The sequence below is a fragment of the Cognatiyoonia sp. IB215182 genome (assembly GCF_033963905.1).
In the GTDB taxonomy this organism is placed as follows: Bacteria; Pseudomonadota; Alphaproteobacteria; order Rhodobacterales; family Rhodobacteraceae; genus Yoonia.
The window spans coordinates 161847-182590 of record NZ_JAXBMB010000008.1 but is presented as its reverse complement, the minus strand read 5'-3'; the positions used below and the strand labels follow the sequence as shown (position 1 = coordinate 182590).

Below are 20744 nucleotides of genomic sequence, written 5' to 3'. Positions count from 1 at the left end.
GATGTGCCCCTAGTTCAAAGTGAAATACTTCACCTTCGGCTGGTCTTCGGGGTCCACTTCGATCCCGAATCCTTCTGCCATCCCCCAGTTCAGCACTTGGTGGTGGACGGGGATGTAAAGCTGTTCGTCCTGCACAACGCGCCAGATCGCAGCGATATCCGCATTGCGAGCATCCAGATCCGTGTTTGAGGCAAGTGACGCGATTTTCGCGTCCAGCTCATCATTGTCATATCCGGTGCCGTTCCAAGTGCCGATATCGCTTTCGCGGCCATGGACAAGGAAGTTGAACACATATTCCGAATCGTAGGTCGGCACACCCCAGCCCAGCATGTAGAAATCGGTGTTGCCATCGGTGATCAGCGGGAAGTGCTGCGCTTTGGGCTTGGCATCCAGGTTCACCGTGATGCCGATCTGGCCCAGCATGCCGACAGCAGCCTGACAGATGCCCTCGTCATTGATGTAGCGGTCATTCGGGCAGTCGAGCCGGATGGAGAAACCATCGGCGTAGCCGGCTTCGGCCAAGAGCTCTTTGGCGCCTTCGACATCCGTGGTCGATTCCGCATCCATCTCGGCCGTCCAACCGTTGACGAATGGCGGCGCGATCATGCCCGCAGGCTGGCTTTGCCCACGCATCACGACCTGCTGGATCGCCTCACGGTTAATCGCCATCGACATCGCCCGGCGCACACGCAGATCGGCAAGCGGGTTGGCCCCATCGATATTGTCAGCCTCGATATCATCGGCGCCCTGGTTCATCCCGAAGAAGATTACCCGGTTCTGCGGAGTCTGCTTGACGACCAGACCCTCGGCAGCATTTACGCGGTCAAGGTCTTGCACCGGCATGTCCTGCAGGAAATCCACCTCACCCGACAGCATGGCAGCCACGCGGGTCGCGGCGTTCTGGATCGGGGTATAGACGATTTCGGTCACTTCCATGGGGAACTCATCAATGCCCCAATAGTTCTCATTACGGACCATCACCGTGCGCACATCGGGCTCACGGCTTTGCAGCACGTATGGGCCTGTGCCGTTGGCGTTGGTGGTTGCGTATGTGATCTCACCGCCCTCAAAGTCCTGCACGGCGACAGTGTTGTTCGCCTCGGTCCAGTCCTTGTCCATGATGAAAAGGTTGGTCAGGTTGGATGGCAGGATCGGGTTGGGCCCGTCTGTCACCATCTCGACCGTGAAATCGTCAACCGCGCGGACCTCAACAATCGATCCAATCAGCTCTTTCATGTCCGAGTTGGGCTGTTGCGCGCGCTCAAAGCTGAAGACGACGTCTTCTGCAGTGAAGGCCGCGCCATCATGGAAGGTCACACCTTCGCGCAAGTTAAAGACCCAGACATTCGGGTCATCGGCTGATGGTGCCCAATCGGTCGCCAATGTCGGGACAAATGCGCCGGTCACATCGCGGATGATCAGCGGTTCGTACATCTGGTGGCGGATCGTGTGGGTCGGGCCTTCGTTCTGCGAATGCGGATCAAGCGTCAGCGCGTCGCCGGACCGCGCCCAGCGCAAGGTCTCAGCGCTCACAGGTGCCGTGGTCGCCAGCAAAACTGCCGTGACCGTCAGTGCCGTTGTCGGTTTCATATCATGTTCCCTGTTGTTGTCTTTCTGGCGCGTAAGGTTGCGGTAACCGCGGGCAATTGCAAGGGGTGGACTGCGGTTCTGCAGCAATCAATGCCGTCAAAAGTGGCAATCGCCTGAACGCGCGGCAGGAATGGTGTTGCGCCACTTGAAAGCGAAATTGCATCCCCCCGCCCTTCCCGCTAGCCATGGCGGAAAGAAGGAATGACCGATGACCCCCATTGACCCCGTGGCCCTGACCGCCGATCTGGTACGCTGCCCCTCCATCACGCCTGCCGAAGGTGGCGCATTGGTGCTGCTGGAGGACGTGCTGACCAAGGCCGGTTTCACCTGCACAAGGGTGGATCGCGGCGGGATTGCGAACCTTTTCGCGCGCTGGGGTCGACAGGGGGCGAACCGAACCTTCGGGTTCAATGGTCATACCGATGTCGTGCCTTTGGGCGATGAAAGCGCATGGACGATGCCGCCTTTCGGCGCCGAGATCAAAGATGGTTATCTATACGGGCGTGGCGCGACGGATATGAAATCAGGCGTGGCCGCCTTTGCCGCAGCCGCAATTGATTTCGTGGCCGAGACTCCGCCAGATGGCGCGGTCATTCTGGCCATCACGGGCGACGAAGAGGCGGACGCCCTTGATGGCACCACCGCATTGCTCGACTGGATGGCTGCCAATAATGAGGCGATGTCGGTCTGCCTTGTGGGCGAACCCACCAGCCCCAACGAGATGGGCGAAGCCATGAAGATCGGGCGGCGCGGATCGATGACGGCGTTTTTCACGATCACCGGGGTGCAGGGCCATTCCGCCTATCCGCACCGCGCCAAAAACCCGATGCCCGCCATGGCGCGGCTGATGGATGTGTTGTCGTCGCAAGAGCTCGATCAGGGCACCGATCACTTTGATCCATCGTCCTTGCAGGTTCTGACGATTGATACCGGAAATCCCGCCACTAACGTGATCCCCGCTCAAACCCGTGCGACGGTCAATATTCGCTTCAACGACCAACATTCCGGGGCAAGCCTGACCGCCTGGATGCAAGAGGAAGCGGACAAGGTCGCCGCCGACTTCGGCGTCCGGGTCGAGATGCGAGTGAAGATATCGGGCGAAAGCTTTTTGACACCTCCGGGCGACCTGTCAGACTTGGTGGCAAGCGCCGTGGAAGCCGAAACCGGACGCAAGCCGGAGCTTTCGACCTCCGGCGGCACCTCCGACGCAAGGTTCGTCAAGGATCATTGCCCCGTCGTCGAATTCGGGTTGGTCGGCAAAACCATGCACCAGGTGGATGAACGGGTCGCGCTAGATCATGTCCATCAGTTGAAAGCGATCTATAAGCGCATTCTGGCAGAGTATTTCGCATGATCGAGGTCGTGGACGACTATACCCACTGCATCGCCCTGCGCCGCAAGGTGTTTATCGACGAACAGGGTATCGCCGAGGCCGATGAAATAGATGATTTGGACGATCAGGCGATTCATCTTTTGGCGATAGTGGATGGGCGGCCTGTGGGCACCGCCCGCCTTCTTATCGATGGGGAGATCGGCAAGATCGGGCGGATTTGCGTTGCAACCGATCAGCGCGGCACGGGCCTGGGCAAGGCGCTGGTGACGGCCGGGATCGATCAGTTGCGCACAGTGCCCGGCGTGACGACGGCCAAGCTGGGCGCGCAAGACCACGCAATCGGGTTTTACGCGAAACTCGGGTTTCAACCAGTCGGCGATTTCTACGACGACGCAGGCATTCCGCATCAAGATATGGTTCTCGCGCTGTAGGAAGACTTTTGCAAAAAGTCTTCGTAAAAGCCTTTGCAGGCTTTTGACCAATTCCTTCAAAGGAATTGGCGTGCTAGGCGGGGGTCATGACACGGATCCCCTCAAAATCCGAAATCCTGTCCTGGATCTCGGAAAATCCCACAAAAACGGCAAAACGCGATATCGCCAAGGCCTTTGGCATCAAGGGGGCTGCGCGGATTGATCTCAAGCGCCTGTTGCGCGAGTTGCAGGATGAGGGTCGGCTAGCCAAGCGGCGCAGCTCTTACCGCGATGCCGAAGAATTACCGCCCGTCGCCGTCCTGGAAATTGTCGAGGCCGACGCTGACGGCGATCTTTTCGCCCGCCCTTTGGAATGGAAAGGCTCTGGGGCAGAGCCACGCATTCTGATGCTGTTGCGATCCAGCGATCCGGCTTTGGGTCCCGGTGACCGCATCCTGGGACGTCTGACCGTCGATAAGACCGAAAGCCACACCCACACCGCCCGCATGATCCGCCGGATCGGGACCAACCCCCAACGCATCCTGGGCGTGTTTCGCGCTGGGTCAGAAGGCGGTCGGGTCATGCCGATTGACAAGGGATCGGACAAGCAGTGGACCATTGCCACTGGTGCGACCAACGGTGCGAAAGACGGCGAATTGGTTGAGGCAGAACAGGCCGGACCCAAGGGCCGCGTGGGCCTGCCCAAGGCCCGCATCATTGCGCGTCTGGGCGACCCAACAGAACCACGCGCGGTCTCCCTGATCGCCATTCATCAGCACGGCATCCCCGATCACTTCCCCGATGAGGTTGTGGCGGAGGCCGACGACGCCAAACCCGTCGCTTTGGGCAAGCGTAAAGACCTGCGGCACCTGCCGCTTATCACCATTGATCCCTGGGATGCGCGGGATCACGACGATGCCTGTTATGTTGAGGCCGACCCTGACGCTAAAAACAAGGACGGTTTCATCATCTGGGTCGCCATTGCGGACGTGGCGCATTACGTCACGCCCGGATCGGGACTGGATCGCGAGGCGCGTAAGCGCGGCAATTCCACCTATTTCCCGGATCGCGTGGTGCCGATGCTGCCGGATCGGCTGTCCGGTGACCTTTGTTCGCTTCATGAAGGGGTCGAGCGGCCTTGTCTCGCCGTGGCCATGCGCATCGACGCGGCGGGCAACAAGATCGACCACGCCTTCCATCGCGGGCTGATGAAGTCCGTCGCGTCGCTGAATTACAGGGAGGTGCAGGCTGCGGTCGATGGCGACCCGAATGACAGGGTGGCACCGCTGATGGATGATATCATTCATCCGCTCTACGCCGCCTATGCGGCACTGATGAAGGCCCGTGCCGCCCGCCAACCGCTAGAACTGGACCTGCCGGAGCGTGAGATTGTGCTCGATGAGGGCGGTCAGGTCACATCCGTCAAGTACAAGGACAGGCTCGACGCGCACCGGCTGATCGAAGAATTTATGGTGCTGGCGAACGTCGCCGCGGCCGAAACGCTCATCGCGAAACGGTCCCCGCTTCTGTTCCGGGTCCACGAGGAACCCAGCCCCGAGAAGTTGGAGGCGTTGCGCGAAGTGGCGCAGGCCTCGGGCCTTGTCCTCGCCAAAGGTCAAGTCCTGAAAACCGCACATCTGAACCGGCTGCTGACCAGTGCCGCTGAAACCGAGAATGATGAGTTGATTAACATAGCCACGCTGCGGTCGATGACGCAGGCCTATTACAACCCTGAAAACTTTGGGCATTTTGGACTGGCCTTGCGAGCTTACGCTCATTTCACCTCGCCCATTCGCCGCTATGCGGATCTGATCGTGCACCGTGCATTGATCGCCGCCCATGGTTGGGACGCGGATGGGCTCAGCGATTGGGACAAGGAAAACCTACGCGAGACGGCCAAGCTGATCAGCGACACAGAACGCCGGTCCATGGCCGCAGAGCGCGACACAACCGACCGTTATCTGGCCGCTTTTCTCGCCGACCGCGTTGGCGCGGAACTGACCGGGCGTATCAGCGGGATCGCGAAATTCGGCGTTTTCGTCCGGCTGGACGAAACGGGTGCCGACGGGATGATTCCGATCCGTACGTTGGGACGCGAGTATTTTGATTACGACCCCGAGAGCCAAACGCTGATGGGGGCCGAGACAGGCATGATCATCGGGCTTGGCCAACGTGTGACCGTCAAACTGGCCGAAGCCGCGCCTGTCACGGGTAGTTTGATCCTAGAACTTCTGACGCTGGAAGACCGCGCCATCCCTCGCGGACCGTCGCGCGGCCGCGGCAAACCCGCGCGCCGCAAAGTCGGCTCAGCCCGCAAAAAAGCCGCAAAAACAGCGCGTAAGGTCAAAAGACGCCGCAGATAACACCTCTGCCTTATTCCGGCACCGCGCCCGACATGCTGCTGCCGCAATCCTGTCCGAGCCTGCCATCAGGGGCGTTTGAGATGATAGGTCAAGGCATGGTAAATCAGAAGACGCAGCCGCAATGGTACGATGTCGTCGGGGGTTGTGAAGATTACCGCGCGGTTCCCCTCGATCTGATCGGTTCCGGGAAAGGTACTGGCATAGGTGCTGATGATATCCGTCGCACAATGCGCGAAAAGAGCCGCACCACCATTCTTCGCCATCCCGATCCGAAGAGTTGACCCTGATTTCGTCTCGGGCGTCAGATAGGATGGCTGACCCCATTTGAGCGTTTCTTCAATCTTGCCAACTTCTGGCGTGTCCCAGGCGACGCTGAAGATCAGATCGCGCAGGATCATCCCCATCTCATACCCATCCGGTGGAAACGCCTCAAAAGCGGCTTTGACCTGATCGTTCGCAAAGGGCCGTATCATAAGGGTTTCATCCTGTTTTCGACGCGTGCGGCATAGTTGGAAAGTACATCATCATTCGCCACCCGTTCACTGAACGGCGTCGGCAGGGGTGATGCAAGGGCCGCGCAAAGCATCGCGGCGACCGAATAATCGGGCAGGCTGATCTCATCACCCATCAGATAGGCATGATCACCCAGCCGTGCCGCGATGGCCGCGAGGTCCGGTTCAATGCGTTGAAGCCGCTCGGCCTGACTGAACCGGCCAAGGCCTTGGGTCTTCAGACCTTTCAAAAGGGCCTTTCGGAGACTGCCCGTGATCGGTCTGCGCAGAAACGCGGGGATTTCGGCAAAGTAATTCTCGCGAATGATCGGCCAGATATCGTCATTGCCCCACCGATCAAGAACGACGTGGAAATACATGTGCTCTTCAGCCATCCGAATGAAGGCATGGCCGGTGGCCCGATCCGTCACATCGCCCCAGAAATCCGCGCCCTGCTTTTCGAGGTTAGCCTGGATGTTGTGACTATCGCCGATGATGCCCGACGGCGTACGGATCGCCGGTAGCTTGGCATAGGGAAACTTGCGCGGGTCGTTGCTGTCTTCGCGCTGCCAGTCAACGCCAGCCGCTTGTAGCAGCCACATCGCCTTGACGCAGAAAGGGCTGAAACTGAGTTGGCCAAAACCGGCCTGATAGGTGATGAGTGTGATCATGAAGGGCTCCTGTTCTTTGCGCCCTTATGGCAGGAGGTGCTGTCAATTTTTGGCAGGAGTGGTATCGTCAGCCCATGTCCCGTACCGCACGTCTTTTCCAACTCATGCAATCACTGCGCCGCCATGCACCGCCTGTGACGGCCCAGCAACTGGCGGACGACACTGGTGTTTCGCTCCGCACGCTTTATCGCGACATTGAGGCTTTGCGCGGTCTTGGCGCGATCATCGATGGCACGGCAGGTTACGGCTATGCCCTGACCGAAGATGCCGCCCTGCCGCCCATGATGTTCGATGACGAAGAGATTGAGGCAATTGTGCTGGGCCTGCGCGAGGTGCAGGCGGTTGCTGATCCGCAATTGGCCGGAGCCGCGCAAAACGCTTTGGCCAAGCTACAGGCCCGTCTGCCGGGCGCACAGGCGCATCGGCTGCAATATGCGGTCCTTTACGCCGACCGCATCGTGCGCCCGCCGATGCCAACTGTCGATGTGCGTGCCTTGCGGCAGGCCACATGGGACGAACGCACGATTGAGATGGCCTATGTTGATGCCAATGGCAGTGCGACGACCCGACGGGTTGATCCGCTCAGCATCGTGTTCCTCAAAGAGACCCATAACCTGATCGCGTGGTGTCATTTGCGGCAGGCCTATCGCAACTTCCGGCTCGACCGGATGAAGGATTTGCGCATTACCGATGACAGCTTTCGCCCCCGCCGCGTGCCGATGCTGCGCCAGGCGATTGAGGTTCTGTCGGATTGTTGGCCGGAGCCGACCGCGATGGTCCCAAAAAGCCACGCATTGGCAGAGAGTTGATTTCGCCCCATCCCGATTTGCGCTATCTTGCGCAAAAATAACAATGGAGGCGGATCGTGGATCGCAGGCAGTTCATCGGGACCAGTTTTTCAGCCTTGGCATGCGGCACGATGGCCCATGCGCAGGCAAGCGGCTTTAACAATTGGGTCGCGGGTTTTCGCAACCGCGCGCGCGCGGCAGGGATCAGTGATCGCACGTTTCAGGCGGCTTTTGCCGACGCGCGCTATCTGCCAGACAGTATCGAGCGTGACCGCAACCAGGCGGAATTCGTGCGCCCGCTCGCCGATTATATGTCGACCGCCGTCTCAGACGCGCGGGTCAGCAACGGGCGCCAACTGGTACGCCAATACGCGCGGCTTCTGGCGCGAATTGAGGCTACCTATGATGTGGAGCCGCATATCGTCACGGCCGTCTGGGGCATGGAAAGCAATTATGGCCAGCGTCGGGGCAGCACGCCGCTGATCTCGACCCTTGCGACGCTCGCCTATGATGGGCGGCGCGGGCAGTTCTTTGAGGATCAGTTGATCGCCGCCCTGCGTATTCTGCAAAACGGCGATGTGGCACCCCAGAACATGACCGGATCATGGGCCGGGGCGATGGGGCATACGCAGTTTATTCCCACCTCTTATGAGGCTTATGCCGTTGATTTCACCGGCGATGGTCGCCGCGATATCTGGGCTGACGATCCCAGCGATGCGCTCGCATCCACCGCTGCCTATTTCCGCCGCTTTGGCTGGCGCAAGGGGCAGCCCTGGGGCGTTGAGGTGCGTTTGCCGAACGGCTTTGACTATGGCCAAACGGGGCGCACTGTCACCCGCAGCCCTGCCGCTTGGGGTCAGGTTGGCGTGCTTGGTGTGGATGGACAGGTTGTGCCCAATTACGGCGAAGCAACGCTCATCACGCCGACAGGTGCAGGTGGCCCCGCATTTCTGGTGTTCCGCAACTATGACGTGATCTCACGCTACAACAACGCGCAGGCCTATATCATGGGTGTCGGCCATCTGGGTGACCGGATTCGTGGTATGGGCCCGTTGCAAACGGCGTTCCCTGCGAATGAACGGCGCTTGCGTCGGGCGGAGCGGCGTGAGTTGCAAGAGCGCCTCACCAATGCCGGTTTTTCGACGCAAGGTGTCGACGGGCGGATCGGGCCAAACACCCGCGCGGCGATCAGAGCTTATCAGCGCAGCGTCGGCCTGCCCCCTGACGGGCACCCGTCCTTGTCGCTATTGCAAAGGCTGCGGTGAACAGGGTCCGCCCTGCATGCAGGACACCAGCATATCCAGCACCTCCTGCGACGGGTCAGCGAAAATCCGACCTCCGCAGGGCTCGGCGCGCATGGTCACGGGCGGCTCCTTCGCTTCTACAAAGTAAATCGCATCGCCGCCGCTGCGTGCGCCGCCACACCATGAGCCGAGGCACGAGACCTCAAGCGTCACAGGGCTGATGTAGTCAGAGGTAAACCCCTGTCGCGTCAGTCCTTTGCCACGAAACTGCGCCGGGATTGGATCGGGCGCAGCCGTTGGGAGCGCCGATACGCCGGGCGGCAGAAGCGCTTCATCAAACGTCATCTCGCCATAGAGCACAAAGTAGTTCTCGGGCGCTGCAGCAAGTTCCTTGAACGTCATGATCGGATCGGGCCGAATGCAGCTCAGCGCGCTAGCTTGTCCCCCGACAAAGGCCAAAATGGTCGCAAATACGACGTGTTTCATCATACGTTCTACCTTATTCGCCAAAACCACACTGAACGATCAGAGCAAGGCTAAGCCTACAATTTTGAGCGGAACTCGGCGAGCACCTTTGCGTAAACTTCGCGTTTGAACGCGACGATACCATCGACCAGTTCATCGGGATGCATCCACTTCCACGCCGAGAATTCAGGGTGTGCAGTCTGCAGATCAATCTCGTCCGCCGTGCCGTGGTAACGCATCAGGAACCACTTCTGCTCTTGCCCGCGATAGCGGCCTTTCCAGATGTTGGGGACAAGCTGGTGCGGGATGTCATAGCGGATGAGTTCTGCGCTCTCTGCCTCTAACGTCACGAGGTTGGGCGTGATGGAAGTTTCTTCTTCCAACTCGCGATAAGCCGCATCGATGGTCTTCTCGCCCTTATCGAGACCCCCTTGCGGCATCTGCCAGGCTTCGGTGTCGCGGTCGATCCGCTGCCCGACAAAAATGTGCCCGCGCGGATTGGCGAGCATCACGCCAACGCAAGGGCGGTAGGGAAGTTGGGCAATTTCGTCAGGGGTCATGATCAGGCCTTGGTGTGTCATCGGCTTACCTCTTCTTTCGAGGTAAGGGGTGGCATAGGAGCTAGAGGTTATCCGATAACAATTCGTGTCTCGTAGCGTATGTGACGTGCGACCCATCTCAGATGGTCGCGCCTGAGCGCGATACAACCTGCCGTTGGGCGGCCCGGTCCGCGCCACTGATGCAAGAAGATGGCAGAGCCGCGTCCCTTGACCGCGTAAGGCCAGTTCCAGTCGGTCAGAATGACCAGATCATACATTGGGCCGGACCGGCGCAAACGCTCATGATTATAAGGGTGTGGGGCACGCACCATCATGTTGTAATCGGGGTCGCGCACATCGTCAGACCAGAGGTCAAATGGCCCGATTGGCAGCGCCCAATCGGTGGGTTTTGCCATCCGATCCGGGCGGTAAAGCATGCCGACAATACGGTGTATCCCGCGGGGTGTGGCCCCATCCCCTTCGGCCTTTTTGGCCGTCACTCCGCCCCGCCCAATGGTGCGGGGAAACCGCCGATTGCAGAACCGCAGGTGGGTTGGGGTCAGAACAAGGTCGGTCGATTTCATAGCACAGATAAACCATAGTTTATGTCTTCATGGCGAATCACTTGTGCGATTACAACGGGTTATGAATCTTGCGATCTTGGTTCCAAAGATTAGTTGTTCATGTTATGTTCCAGAGATAGGGCTGAGGATCATCATGGCAATCGGATCAAAACTGAACACCACGTTGCGCGGCTTTATCGAAAGGCAGCATCTGTTCTTTGTGGCCACCGCAGCCGTCGAGGGCCGGGTCAATGTCTCGCCCAAGGGGATGGATTCCCTGCGCATCATTGATGACAATCGCATCGTCTGGCTAAACCTGACCGGAAGCGGCAATGAAACCGCCGCGCATTTGCGCGATACAAACCGTATGACCCTGATGTTCTGCGCATTCGAAGGCGACGCGTTGATCTTGCGGGTCTATGGCCATGCAAAAACACTGCATCCTCGCGATCCCGGCTGGGATGAGGCCGTGACTCAGTTCCCACCAATGGCGGGTAGCCGCCAGATCTTCGACATGACAATTGATATGGTCCAGACGTCGTGCGGTACCGGCGTGCCGCTGATGAGGTTCGAAAAGCAACGTGGGCCAGAGGAGCTGCTGCCCTATTACGCCGATATGGGTGAAGACGGTGTGCAGGATTACTGGCGGCGCAAAAATATCGAAAGCATTGATGGTCAAGCGACGGGGATTTTTGGCGATTAAAGCAAATGCCCAGACTTCGCGGCCTTCGTCGCCAGATATGCATGGTTATGCCGGTTCTCACCAACCTTCAGCGGCACCCGTTCCGTCACGCTGATGCCGCAGCTTTCCATCCGGGCGACCTTGGCGGGGTTGTTGGTGAGTAAGCGCACTGATGAAAAGCCCATGCGTTTCAGGATCTCCGCACCGATCCGGAAATCGCGTTCGTCATCCTCAAACCCCAGCCGGTGGTTGGCCTCGACCGTGTCAAAGCCCTGATCCTGCAGCGAATAGGCCCGCATCTTGTTGGCAAGGCCAATCCCGCGCCCCTCCTGATTGAGATAAAGCAAGACGCCCGCGCCCTCTGTCCCCATCTGGCCCAAAGCGCCGCGCAATTGCGGGCCGCAATCGCATTTGAGCGATCCAAGCAGATCACCTGTGAAACAGGCCGAATGCAGTCGCGACAAAACGGGCGTCGCCCGGTCCGGCTGGCCGATTTCAACCGCATAATGCTCCTCAGCGCCATCATCGGGACGGAAAATATGCAGGCGCCCCGCCTCGGACACATCCAGCGGCAATCGGGCGCTGATGATGGGGTTAAGCGGGCTCAGCTCGGTCGCCAAGGCTCCCTCTGCCGGGACGAGCGTGAGGTTGTGTTCATTGGCGAAACTGGTCGCATCGCTCAACTCAAGCACCAAAGCGGCGGGCAACAGCCGCGCCGCCTTGCACAGCGCAATTGCGGCACGGTGCAGATCAGCCCCCCCCTCACGCGCGGTTCGCAGCGGGCCTTTCATCGGGGAGCGGAGGTCGTCAGCCGGGTCCGCAATTGATTGCACCCATGAAAGCGTCGCGTCACCCGGCAGAACCACACGCGCAAGATCACCATCGTATGCCCGCGCCTTGAGCGTCTGCGCACGCCACGCTGTTATTGCCAAAACGGGTGCCCCACCCAAAAGCTGTAGGTCGGCCAGCCTTGCCGCATCAAGCGTTTCAACCGCCAGCACCAGAGCACCACCCTCCAGCACAATCGGCACACCCATGCGCAAATCGGCCCGCGCGCGCGCCAGTCGTTCGGTAATGTCGGGGGAGAAACCCATCGCCTGCCACCTCATTTGTTTCATCTCATAGCCGTTTCAGCCGCAAAGTGAAACAAAAGCACGGCAAATCACACGTCCGTGTGAAAGATTGGAATAGCGGCTTGTTTGAAACGTAAGCAGGACACAAATCTAGCTACGAACCGAAGGAGGATGTCATGGGACAACTCAAAAAGATATTGCTCGTCGATGACGATGATGACCTGCGCGAGGCGCTGGGTGAACAGCTTTTGATGACCGAAGATTTTGACGTCTTCGAGGCCGATGACGGCGCCAGCGCGATGGTGAAAGCCAAAGAAGGCCTGTACGACCTGATGATCCTCGATGTGGGTCTGCCTGATACGGATGGCCGCGAATTGTGCCGTCTGATGCGCAAGCAAGGCGTGAAATGCCCGATTCTCATGCTGACAGCACAGGACAGCGACGCTGACACAATTCTGGGCCTTGATGCGGGCGCAAACGACTATATCAGCAAGCCGTTCAAGTTTCCCGTGCTTCTGGCGCGCATCCGCAGCCAGTTGCGGACCCACGAACAATCCGAGGACGCGGTGTTCCAGCTTGGGCCGTATACGTTCAAGCCAGCCCAAAAAATCCTTGTAACAGAAGACGATAAGAAGGTGCGGCTGACCGAAAAGGAAACAAACATCCTGAAATTCCTTTATCGTTCAACCGAAGGTGTGGTCGCCCGTGACGTCCTTTTGCACGAGGTTTGGGGCTATAATGCCGGTGTGACCACGCACACATTGGAGACACATATTTACCGTCTTCGCCAAAAAATAGAACCAGATCCGTCCAATGCCCGCCTTCTTGTGACCGAATCCGGTGGCTATAGATTAGTGGCGTAGTACTCCAAGTCCGGTGATAGGGATCACTCCCGTTCCTTGTCATCGGACGCACGAAATCCCGCCGGAGATCGGGTTACATCTCCACCTCCCTGTTGGACTTGCCCGGACCTTGTGTCCGGGCTTTTTTTCATGACCTTCCGCGGTGGCTGAAGTACAGTCCAATCATGCCCAACCACGCCCCAGAAGTGACTTTGACGCTAGCGGAAGCTGTCCCGAAACGGCCCGGCATGTATTTTGGCCCGCTCGATTGGCGCGGAGTGCTGAAATGCATAGACATCGCCATTCATTCGTTGTGCAGCTGCCTTTATAACCCCCATAACAGCAATGGGCGCATGAAGGTGCTATTTCACGATCACGCGTTCTTCACGATGCGTGTCGACGGTCAGTGCATCGACATCATGATCGAGTACTGGCCAAAAGAAGCAGATATCATTGCCGAAAGGCTTGCGGCTTTTCCAAAGATGCCGACCGCAAGCCCATTCTTTGCCGATTGGGAGCCGGAAGCACTGGTTGCGATCAGTGATAGCATCGAGCTGGTCCATTCTCATCCAAAGGGCGAGACGATCTATTTCGCGAAGGGTGACATAAAGGGGAACCAGGCCGCGTTTCGCGATGATGACCCCTATCACGCGATCTCACTCAGCTTCGAACTCAGCTCAGCGATTGACGCATCTGACCTTGATTTGCGGGTGCTCCTTGGGTTTGAAATTCGCGCATTGTCGCGCTGGGGTGGTCTTGTCACCCGCACAACAAATGGATTTTCCGGTAGTGTCGATGATGCCGCTGCCCACTTCCAGCGACCGACCGGCTATCGCAATGTCTCAGGGCGCGAAAACCGCTAAAATTCCAGGAGGAACAGACGTGAAATCAGCAAAAGACTTTATGGATGAGGCGAATGCCATTGTGCCGCGATTGGGCGCGGAAGAGGCGATTGAAAAATACAATGCCGGTGGCGGCGTCTTTGTGGACGTGCGTGATAGTGCCTCTATCGCCAAAACCGGCACAATTGCCGGGGCGCATCGCATTGCCCGCGGTATGCTGGAATTCGTGGCCGATCCCAGCACCGATTTCCACAACGAGGCGCTGACGCCAGACGCCGATATCTATCTGATCTGTGGGGCGGGCGGACAGGCGGCACTTGCGGGCAAGACACTCAAGGATATGGGCTTTGCACACGTGACCAATATTGGCGGCATCGGCGCCTGGAAAGAGGCTGGCGGCGCGATGGAAGACTAGCTGGCGAGAGCCTGGGTCCAGTCAGCCACCAGATCATCAATATGCTCGATCCCGACGGACACCCGGATCAGGTTTTCGGGGATGCCGGTATCGGGCTCAATCGTGTGGCGGTGTTCTACAAGGCTTTCGACACCGCCCAGCGAGGTAGCCCGCAAAAAGAGGTTGAGCTTGCCGATAACGGCAAGCGCCTCGTTCCGGCCGCCTGCAACCAGCACCGATAACAGGCTGCCGAAACCACCATTCATCTGTTGTCGGGCTACGCCATGACCCGGATGGTGCGGCAGGCCAGGGTAAAGGACGTCATCAATACGGGGGTGGGCATGCAGGAACGTGGCGAGAGCCAGCGCGTTCTGTGACATCCGCTCGACCCGCAAAGGCAGCGTACGCATCGCCCGGGTCAAAAGCCATGCCTCGAAGGGACCCAAAACGGCCCCTGCCATCTTGCGATCCGCACAAATGGCCTGCCACATGGCAGTGCCCGGATCACGGGTCGACAACACCCCGGCCAGAACGTCCGAATGGCCGTTGATCGCCTTGGTGGCCGAATGCATCGCAATATCCGCCCCGAAGGCGAGCGCCTTTGTCAAAACCGGTGTCGCAGCCGTCCCGTCGACGACGAGCAGACCATCTATGATAGATCTTAGGGCCGCGATATCGACGGTTTTCAGCCAGGGGTTTGATGGCGTCTCGATAAACACCAGATTAGCCTTGATCGCCTTGCAAGCCTGCGGCAGTTCTTCGGCATCGACTTCATGCAGTTTGACATCGCGCCGCTGGCAAAAGTCGCGCACCCATACTGTGGTTCCCCAGTAGATACCTGACTGAAGGATGACCTCTGCATTGTTCGGAAGCGTCCGAAACACTGCGGCAATTGCGGCCATGCCGGATGGAAACAAAAGCGTCTCCTCCGCACCCTCAAGGGCCTGCAAAACCTTTTCCGCCTGCCGTACGTTATCGGAATTGTCGCGCGAATAGGTATTGTCAGCGCGCAGCAAATTGTAATCGGCGTCGCGCATGAATGTGGTTGACGGCTGCAGCGCAGGCACAACGCCACCTGATTGCGCATCGATTGCGCCGGCAGCGTGGGCTGCAATTGTTGCGGGCTTGTCGGAATGGTTCATGCACGCTTTGTGACGTCGCGCCTGATCAGGATGCAAGCCCTCAAATCACGATTTTGGTGTCAAACATCACATGACAGCTTTGTGGGACTGGCGCATATTGCCACAATTGTTAATATACGGTTAACGCTGGGTCAGCAGGATGGTTGACGGAAGCATGATCAGAACCGCCTTACTTTTCGCGACCGGAGTTCCATGGGGGTGGATCCGAAGATGAATCAACGGTCTGTTAAGACTTTAGGGGTACCCACGGCGCCAACGCACGCTATGGTGGTATTTACCTGTATTTTTGTACAATTACACAGATTTGCCCCATTCGGGTCCAGATAGTCATAGATGATAATGCTGAAAGGTAATGAGGATAATATGATGGTTTCAAGAACGCGGCGTACCGCAGCAGACGATGCTGCAGAAGCGTTTTATGGTCAGAACGAACAGGCTTTTATGGAGCAGGTGCGACAGATTTGCAGCGCAGATCCGCGACTCATCAAAGTGTTCAAAATGACCCGTGATACCTACCAGCAGGCAACGCGCCCGAACTAAACCCAGCGCCTGTCGCATTTCGGCAACGCTTGGCGAGCGCCGCGTTGCATAAGGCACCCCGACATCGGCCTGCTACGCTCCAATTACTGGCTGCGACCCTTGTTCAGGTAACAAATTCATCCCGACCATAGCCCTGCAAATAAAGCAGTGCTGTCAGGTCACCATGATTAATGCGCACATCGCACCTTTCCTGAACCGATGGCTTGGCATGTAATGCAACCCCGGTGCCTGCACGACCCAGCATCCCAAGATCGTTGGCACCGTCACCTACTGCAATCACACCCGCCTCTGTGATCTTCAGTCGGGCTGTGATTTCAATCAACGCCTCCACCTTAGCCTGCTTCCCCAGGATTGGTCGCGCCACCTCGCCCGTCAGCTTGCCGTTTGCCGCTATCAGCGTATTTGCGCGGTTCTCGTCAAAGCCAAGTGCCGCTGCAACGCGCGACGTAAAGGCCGTAAAACCGCCCGAGACCAGCGCGGCATAGGCGCCATGCGCCTTCATGGTGTTCACCAGCTCATACCCGCCGGGCATGTAGGTGATCCGTTGATCCAGAACCTGTTCAATGACCGTCTCGGGCAGATCTGCCAAGAGGCCGACCCGTTCGATCAACGCCGCTTCGAAGTCCAGCTCGCCGTTCATGGCCCTTGCCGTGATGTCAGCGACGCGTGCGCCTACGCCAGCCTCGGCTGCCAATTCATCAATGCATTCCTGTCGGATCATGGTGCTATCCATATCGGCCAGCAGCATTTTCTTGCGGCGATTTTCGGCAGGTTGTACAAGCACATCAACGCAGGCCTGCTGCAGGTCTGCCCACACGTCCCATTGATTGTCAGGCGCTTGAGGAATGGCGAACTCTGCCGCCTCATCAATCGCGAGCCACCTGATATCACCACCGCCCCATGCATTGCGCAGGCTTTCGACAAGCGCAGCATCCAGCGTGCGCTCTGTGGGCGTGGTTAACAGGGTGACGATGAACATGCGCGGTTTCCTATCGGCGTCGCTGGTGTCGCAAAAATCAAGTCATGTGCCGGTCTAGTGACATTTTGCCGGTTGTGAAACCCGAATGCCGCCGCTATTCCCGCCCGTGGGACACCCCTCCCCAACGAGGGGCGCATATCTGTGAGGATAGACATCAATGGCACTGACCAAACCGGCTGCGCGGCCGGGTAATCCGCGTTTTTCATCTGGCCCCTGCGCCAAACCCCCCGTCTGGAAACTGGATGCATTAAGCGACGCCGCACTCGGTCGGTCGCACCGCGCTGCTATCGGCAAGGCAAAGCTGGCCGAGGCCATTGACCTGACCCGTGAGGTGCTGGGTGTGCCTGCGGACTATCGCATCGGCATCGTGCCCGCCTCCGACACCGGCGCATTTGAGATGGCGATGTGGTCGCTTCTGGGGGAACGCCCAGCCGAAATAGTGGCCTGGGAAAGCTTTGGCGCAGGCTGGGTCACGGATGTGGTCAAGCAGCTGAAGATCGAGGCGACCGTGCATACTGCGGAATATGGCGAGATCGTCGATATGGCCGCGCTAAACTACGACAATGATATCTGCTTTACGTGGAACGGGACCACATCTGGCGTACGCGTGCCTTCGGGCGACGTGATCCCTGCCGACCACGCCGGGCTGACGCTCTGCGACGCGACATCGGCTGCGTTTGCGCAGGACCTGCCCTGGGACAAGCTGGATGTCACGACCTTCTCCTGGCAGAAGGTGATGGGCGGTGAAGCGGCCCATGGCATGCTGATCCTGAGCCCCCGCGCCGTGGAGCGGCTGGAAAGCTACACGCCCGCCTGGCCTCTGCCCAAGATCTTCCGTCTGACCAAAGGCGGCAAACTGATCGAAGGGATATTCCAAGGCGCCACGATCAACACACCGTCTATGCTGGCGGTCGAGGATTACCTCGTCGCCCTGAAATGGGGCAGGTCAATTGGTGGTCTTGATGCGCTGATCCATCGGGCGGATGCCAATGCGCGGGCGATCTGGAACTTCTGCGCCGACAAGCCGTGGATCGAGAACCTCGCCGTTGACAAGGCGACGCGGTCGAATACCTCGGTTTGCCTGAAATTCACCGATGGCCGGATCACCGATGGCGCTGCCTTCGCCAAAGCTGTGGCGAAACGGCTTGAGGCGGAAGAGATCGCGCTGGATATTGGCGCCTATCGCGATGCGCCCGCAGGTCTGCGTATCTGGTGCGGCGCAACCGTCGAAACATCCGACATCGAGGCGATGCTGCCTTGGCTTGAATGGGCGTTCGAGACCGAAATCGCAGCACTCTGACCCGAATTTTCCAGAAAATTCGGCCCGCAACAAATTTCTAGAAATTTGTTCCCTCCGGGCCAAACACAAAGGACATAAACGATATGGCTCCTAAAGTACTAATCTCTGACAAACTCTCGCCCGCCGCCGTGCAGATTTTCAAGGATCGCGGCATCGACGTGGATTTCGAACCTGATCTGGGCAAAGACAAGGACCGCCTGCACAAAGTCATCGGCCAATATGATGGCCTTGCCATCCGCTCGGCCACCAAGGCCACGGAAAAGATCATCGCCGCCGCCGATAACCTCAAGGTCATCGGCCGTGCGGGCATCGGCGTCGACAATGTCGACATCCCCGCCGCGTCGAAGAAGGGGATCATCGTGATGAACACGCCTTTCGGCAACTCGATCACCACCGCCGAACACGCGATTTCGATGATGATGGCGGTTGCGCGGCAAATCCCCGAAGCCAACGCCTCGACCCATGCCGGCAAGTGGGAAAAGTCGCGTTTTATGGGTGTTGAGCTCACCAACAAGACGCTTGGCGTGATTGGTGCAGGGAATATCGGTTCCATTGTGATCGACCGGGCGCAGGGCCTCAAGATGAAGGTCGTGGCATATGATCCGTTCCTGTCCGAGGAGCGGGCGCTGGAGATTGGTGTCGAGAAACTGGAGTTGGAAGACCTTCTTGGTCGTGCGGACTTCCTGACCATGCACGTCCCTCTGACCGAGCAGACGAAGAACATCTTGTCTGCTGAAAACATCGCCAAGCTGAAAAAGGGCGTGCGGATCGTGAACTGTGCGCGGGGTGGTCTGGTCGATGAGGCTGCTCTGGCAGAGGCGCTCAAATCCGGCCATGTCGCTGGCGCCGCCTTTGACGTTTTTGCTGTGGAGCCCGCCACCGAAAGCCCGCTCTTCAACCTGCCCAATGTCGTGGTCACGCCTCATCTGGGCGCCGCAACAACCGAAGCGCAGGAAAACGTGGCCCTGCAGGTGGCCGAACAGATGTCGGATTACTTGCTGACCGGGGCTGTGCAAAATGCGCTCAACATGCCCTCGGTCACCGCCGAGGAAGCTAAGGTCATGGGGCCGTGGATCAAGCTGACCGGGCATTTGGGCAACTTCATCGGCCAGATGACGGATGAGCCGATCAAGGCGATCAACATCCTCTTTGATGGTGAAGCGTCCGAGATGAATCTCAAGGCACTGACAGCCGCGACCATTGCCGGCATTATGATGAAGGCCAACCCCGATACGAACATGGTTAGCGCCCCTGTGATCGCGAAGGAGCGTGGCATCAAGGTGTCCACCACCAAACAGGATCAGTCAGGCGCGTTCGAAGGCTATGTGAAGGTGACTGTCGTGACCGAGAAGCGTGAGCGTTCGATTGCAGGCACGGTCTTCAGCGATGGCAAGCCGCGCTTTATCCAGATCAAGGGCATCAATATCGATGCCGAGGTGGGCGCGCATATGCTTTATACGACCAACGAGGATCGGCCAGGGATCATCGGCGCGCTGGGAACGACAATGGGTCAGAACGACGTGAACATCGCGAACTTTACACTTGGTCGGACCGCTGCACATGGAGAGGCAATCGCGCTGCTTTACGTTGACGAACCGGTACCCGCGCCTGCAATCGCAGCGTTGGAAGCAACCGGCCTGTTCCAGCAAGTCAAACCATTGACCTTCAGCGTCTAGATGACAGCACCCGTCTACGCCATCGGTGATATTCATGGCCAGAAGGCCATGCTGGATCGGGCGCTCGCGCTGATCCATGCCGATGGCGGGGCGGACGCGCAGATCGTTTTTCTGGGCGACTACGTTGATCGCGGCCCTGACAGCCAGGGTGTCATTGAAACACTGATCGCCGGGCAAGAGGCTGGGTATCCGTGGACCTGCATCATGGGCAACCACGACCGGATGTTTGTACGTTTCGTGCGCAATGGGGCGGAGCACGACCCCCGCATCCGGTCGGGCCTGAGTTGGTTCAACCGCCGCTTAGGCGGCGAGGCGACATTGCGGTCCTACGATGTCGGCGGTGGGAGTGGCCCCTCTTTTCTGCATCCCAAAGGGGGCGGCGTCGAGACGTTGGTCTCTTACGGCATCGCGTCAGGTGACTTTGATCCTGCGCAACTCGTCGCACTCGTCCAACGCAACGTACCAGAGCATCATCTGGAATTCATCGAAAACCTACCCCTCACACACCAAACCGAAGATCTGATCTTTGTCCATGCAGGTCTGCGCATGGAGCTGCCTTTGGAATGGCAGGACCCAGAGGATCTATTATGGATCAGGGAAGGGTTTCTGGAAAGCAAGATCGATTATGGCAAGCTGATCGTGCATGGCCACACAGCTTTGGATCACCCACAGCATTACGGCAATCGGGTCAATCTCGATGGCGGTGCCGGTTACGGAAACCCCCTGATCCCCGCAGTTTTCGAGGGGCGTGATTGCTGGCTCCTCACCGATCAAGGACGCGTGGCGCTGACGCCGTGAAAGCGGGCGCGGTCACGTC

At 58.5% G+C, this 20744-nt stretch carries 22 protein-coding genes; 13 read left to right on the top strand and 9 right to left on the bottom strand.

Features of this window, described 5'->3' with window-relative positions; genetic code table 11:
• Positions 1-9: 9 nt before the first annotated feature.
• Complete coding sequence (locus SLH47_RS17835) at positions 10-1590, bottom strand: ABC transporter substrate-binding protein (RefSeq protein ID WP_320241331.1); 1581 nt, start codon at positions 1588-1590, stop codon at positions 10-12.
• A 208-nt stretch (positions 1591-1798) separates the two neighbouring features.
• Here SLH47_RS17835 and dapE point away from each other — a divergent pair, with 208 nt between their 5' ends.
• From dapE to rnr, 3 genes are all read left to right on the top strand, one after another.
• Entirely contained in the window at positions 1799-2944 is a 1146-nt protein-coding gene (gene dapE, locus SLH47_RS17830) for a succinyl-diaminopimelate desuccinylase (RefSeq protein ID WP_320241329.1), read from the top strand.
• Positions 2941-3354: a GNAT family N-acetyltransferase gene (locus SLH47_RS17825; protein WP_320241328.1), complete on the top strand. Its 414-nt coding sequence runs from the start codon at positions 2941-2943 to the stop codon at positions 3352-3354. The genes dapE and SLH47_RS17825 overlap by 4 nt, the downstream gene beginning before the upstream one ends.
• 86 nt (positions 3355-3440) lie before the next feature.
• Entirely contained in the window at positions 3441-5696 is a 2256-nt protein-coding gene (gene rnr / locus SLH47_RS17820) for a ribonuclease R (RefSeq protein ID WP_320241326.1), read from the top strand.
• A 65-nt stretch (positions 5697-5761) separates the two neighbouring features.
• Here rnr and SLH47_RS17815 read toward each other — a convergent pair whose 3' ends face one another.
• On the bottom strand, positions 5762-6169 hold the full coding sequence (locus SLH47_RS17815) for a DUF1801 domain-containing protein (RefSeq protein ID WP_320241324.1): 408 nt from the start codon (positions 6167-6169) through the stop codon (positions 5762-5764).
• Positions 6166-6858, bottom strand: coding sequence for a glutathione S-transferase family protein (locus SLH47_RS17810; protein ID WP_320241322.1), 693 nt, complete (start codon positions 6856-6858; stop codon positions 6166-6168). The genes SLH47_RS17815 and SLH47_RS17810 overlap by 4 nt, the downstream gene beginning before the upstream one ends.
• A gap of 74 nt (positions 6859-6932) precedes the next feature.
• On the opposite strand from SLH47_RS17810, the gene SLH47_RS17805 reads away from it, so the two are divergent.
• Together SLH47_RS17805 and SLH47_RS17800 are read left to right on the top strand one after the other, a co-directional pair.
• Complete coding sequence (locus tag SLH47_RS17805; RefSeq protein ID WP_320241320.1) at positions 6933-7667, top strand: YafY family protein; 735 nt, start codon at positions 6933-6935, stop codon at positions 7665-7667.
• Between the two features lie 110 nt (positions 7668-7777).
• Positions 7778-8911, top strand: a complete 1134-nt coding sequence (locus tag SLH47_RS17800) for a lytic murein transglycosylase (protein ID WP_320241482.1) — start codon at positions 7778-7780, stop codon at positions 8909-8911.
• Here SLH47_RS17800 and SLH47_RS17795 read toward each other — a convergent pair.
• The 3 genes from SLH47_RS17795 to SLH47_RS17785 are packed head-to-tail and all read right to left on the bottom strand — an operon-like array spanning position 8891 to position 10478.
• Positions 8891-9376, bottom strand: a complete 486-nt coding sequence (locus SLH47_RS17795) for a hypothetical protein (RefSeq protein ID WP_320241318.1) — start codon at positions 9374-9376, stop codon at positions 8891-8893. The genes SLH47_RS17800 and SLH47_RS17795 overlap by 21 nt on opposite strands.
• Before the next feature lie 56 nt (positions 9377-9432).
• A complete protein-coding gene (locus SLH47_RS17790; protein WP_320241317.1) occupies positions 9433-9936 on the bottom strand; it encodes an RNA pyrophosphohydrolase in 504 nt (167 codons plus the stop codon).
• Positions 9937-9983: 47 nt separating this feature from the next.
• Entirely contained in the window at positions 9984-10478 is a 495-nt protein-coding gene (locus tag SLH47_RS17785) for a L,D-transpeptidase family protein (protein ID WP_320241315.1), read from the bottom strand.
• A 133-nt stretch (positions 10479-10611) separates the two neighbouring features.
• Here SLH47_RS17785 and SLH47_RS17780 point away from each other — a divergent pair, with 133 nt between their 5' ends.
• Positions 10612-11160: a pyridoxamine 5'-phosphate oxidase family protein gene (locus tag SLH47_RS17780; RefSeq protein ID WP_320241313.1), complete on the top strand. Its 549-nt coding sequence runs from the start codon at positions 10612-10614 to the stop codon at positions 11158-11160.
• On the opposite strand, the gene ribA is transcribed toward SLH47_RS17780, so the two are convergent.
• The gene (gene ribA, locus SLH47_RS17775; protein WP_320241481.1) at positions 11157-12233 is read right to left on the bottom strand and encodes a GTP cyclohydrolase II; all 1077 of its coding nucleotides are present in this window, start codon (positions 12231-12233) and stop codon (positions 11157-11159) included. The two genes, SLH47_RS17780 and ribA, sit on opposite strands and share 4 nt — an antisense overlap.
• 155 nt (positions 12234-12388) lie before the next feature.
• Here ribA and SLH47_RS17770 point away from each other — a divergent pair, with 155 nt between their 5' ends.
• The 3 genes from SLH47_RS17770 (at position 12389) to SLH47_RS17760 (ending at position 14311) form a co-directional block, all read left to right on the top strand.
• A complete protein-coding gene (locus SLH47_RS17770; protein WP_320241311.1) occupies positions 12389-13075 on the top strand; it encodes a response regulator transcription factor in 687 nt (228 codons plus the stop codon).
• A 164-nt stretch (positions 13076-13239) separates the two neighbouring features.
• A complete protein-coding gene (locus SLH47_RS17765) occupies positions 13240-13917 on the top strand; it encodes a hypothetical protein (protein WP_320241309.1) in 678 nt (225 codons plus the stop codon).
• Between the two features lie 19 nt (positions 13918-13936).
• Entirely contained in the window at positions 13937-14311 is a 375-nt protein-coding gene (locus SLH47_RS17760) for a rhodanese-like domain-containing protein (protein ID WP_320241308.1), read from the top strand.
• Here the strand turns inward: SLH47_RS17760 and SLH47_RS17755 are convergent.
• Entirely contained in the window at positions 14308-15432 is a 1125-nt protein-coding gene (locus SLH47_RS17755; RefSeq protein ID WP_320241306.1) for a trans-sulfuration enzyme family protein, read from the bottom strand. The genes SLH47_RS17760 and SLH47_RS17755 overlap by 4 nt on opposite strands.
• A gap of 339 nt (positions 15433-15771) precedes the next feature.
• Between SLH47_RS17755 and SLH47_RS17750 the strand changes: the two genes are divergently transcribed.
• The gene (locus SLH47_RS17750) at positions 15772-15972 is read left to right on the top strand and encodes a hypothetical protein (protein WP_320241304.1); all 201 of its coding nucleotides are present in this window, start codon (positions 15772-15774) and stop codon (positions 15970-15972) included.
• A 103-nt stretch (positions 15973-16075) separates the two neighbouring features.
• On the opposite strand, the gene serB is transcribed toward SLH47_RS17750, so the two are convergent.
• Positions 16076-16951, bottom strand: a complete 876-nt coding sequence (gene serB / locus SLH47_RS17745) for a phosphoserine phosphatase SerB (RefSeq protein ID WP_320241302.1) — start codon at positions 16949-16951, stop codon at positions 16076-16078.
• A gap of 157 nt (positions 16952-17108) precedes the next feature.
• On the opposite strand from serB, the gene SLH47_RS17740 reads away from it, so the two are divergent.
• The 3 genes from SLH47_RS17740 (at position 17109) to SLH47_RS17730 (ending at position 20725) form a co-directional block, all read left to right on the top strand.
• Entirely contained in the window at positions 17109-18251 is a 1143-nt protein-coding gene (locus SLH47_RS17740) for a phosphoserine transaminase (protein ID WP_320241300.1), read from the top strand.
• An 83-nt stretch (positions 18252-18334) separates the two neighbouring features.
• Entirely contained in the window at positions 18335-19927 is a 1593-nt protein-coding gene (gene serA / locus SLH47_RS17735) for a phosphoglycerate dehydrogenase (protein ID WP_320241299.1), read from the top strand.
• Positions 19928-20725, top strand: a complete 798-nt coding sequence (locus tag SLH47_RS17730; protein ID WP_320241296.1) for a metallophosphoesterase family protein — start codon at positions 19928-19930, stop codon at positions 20723-20725. It abuts the gene before it with no gap.
• Positions 20726-20744: the final 19 nt, after the last annotated feature.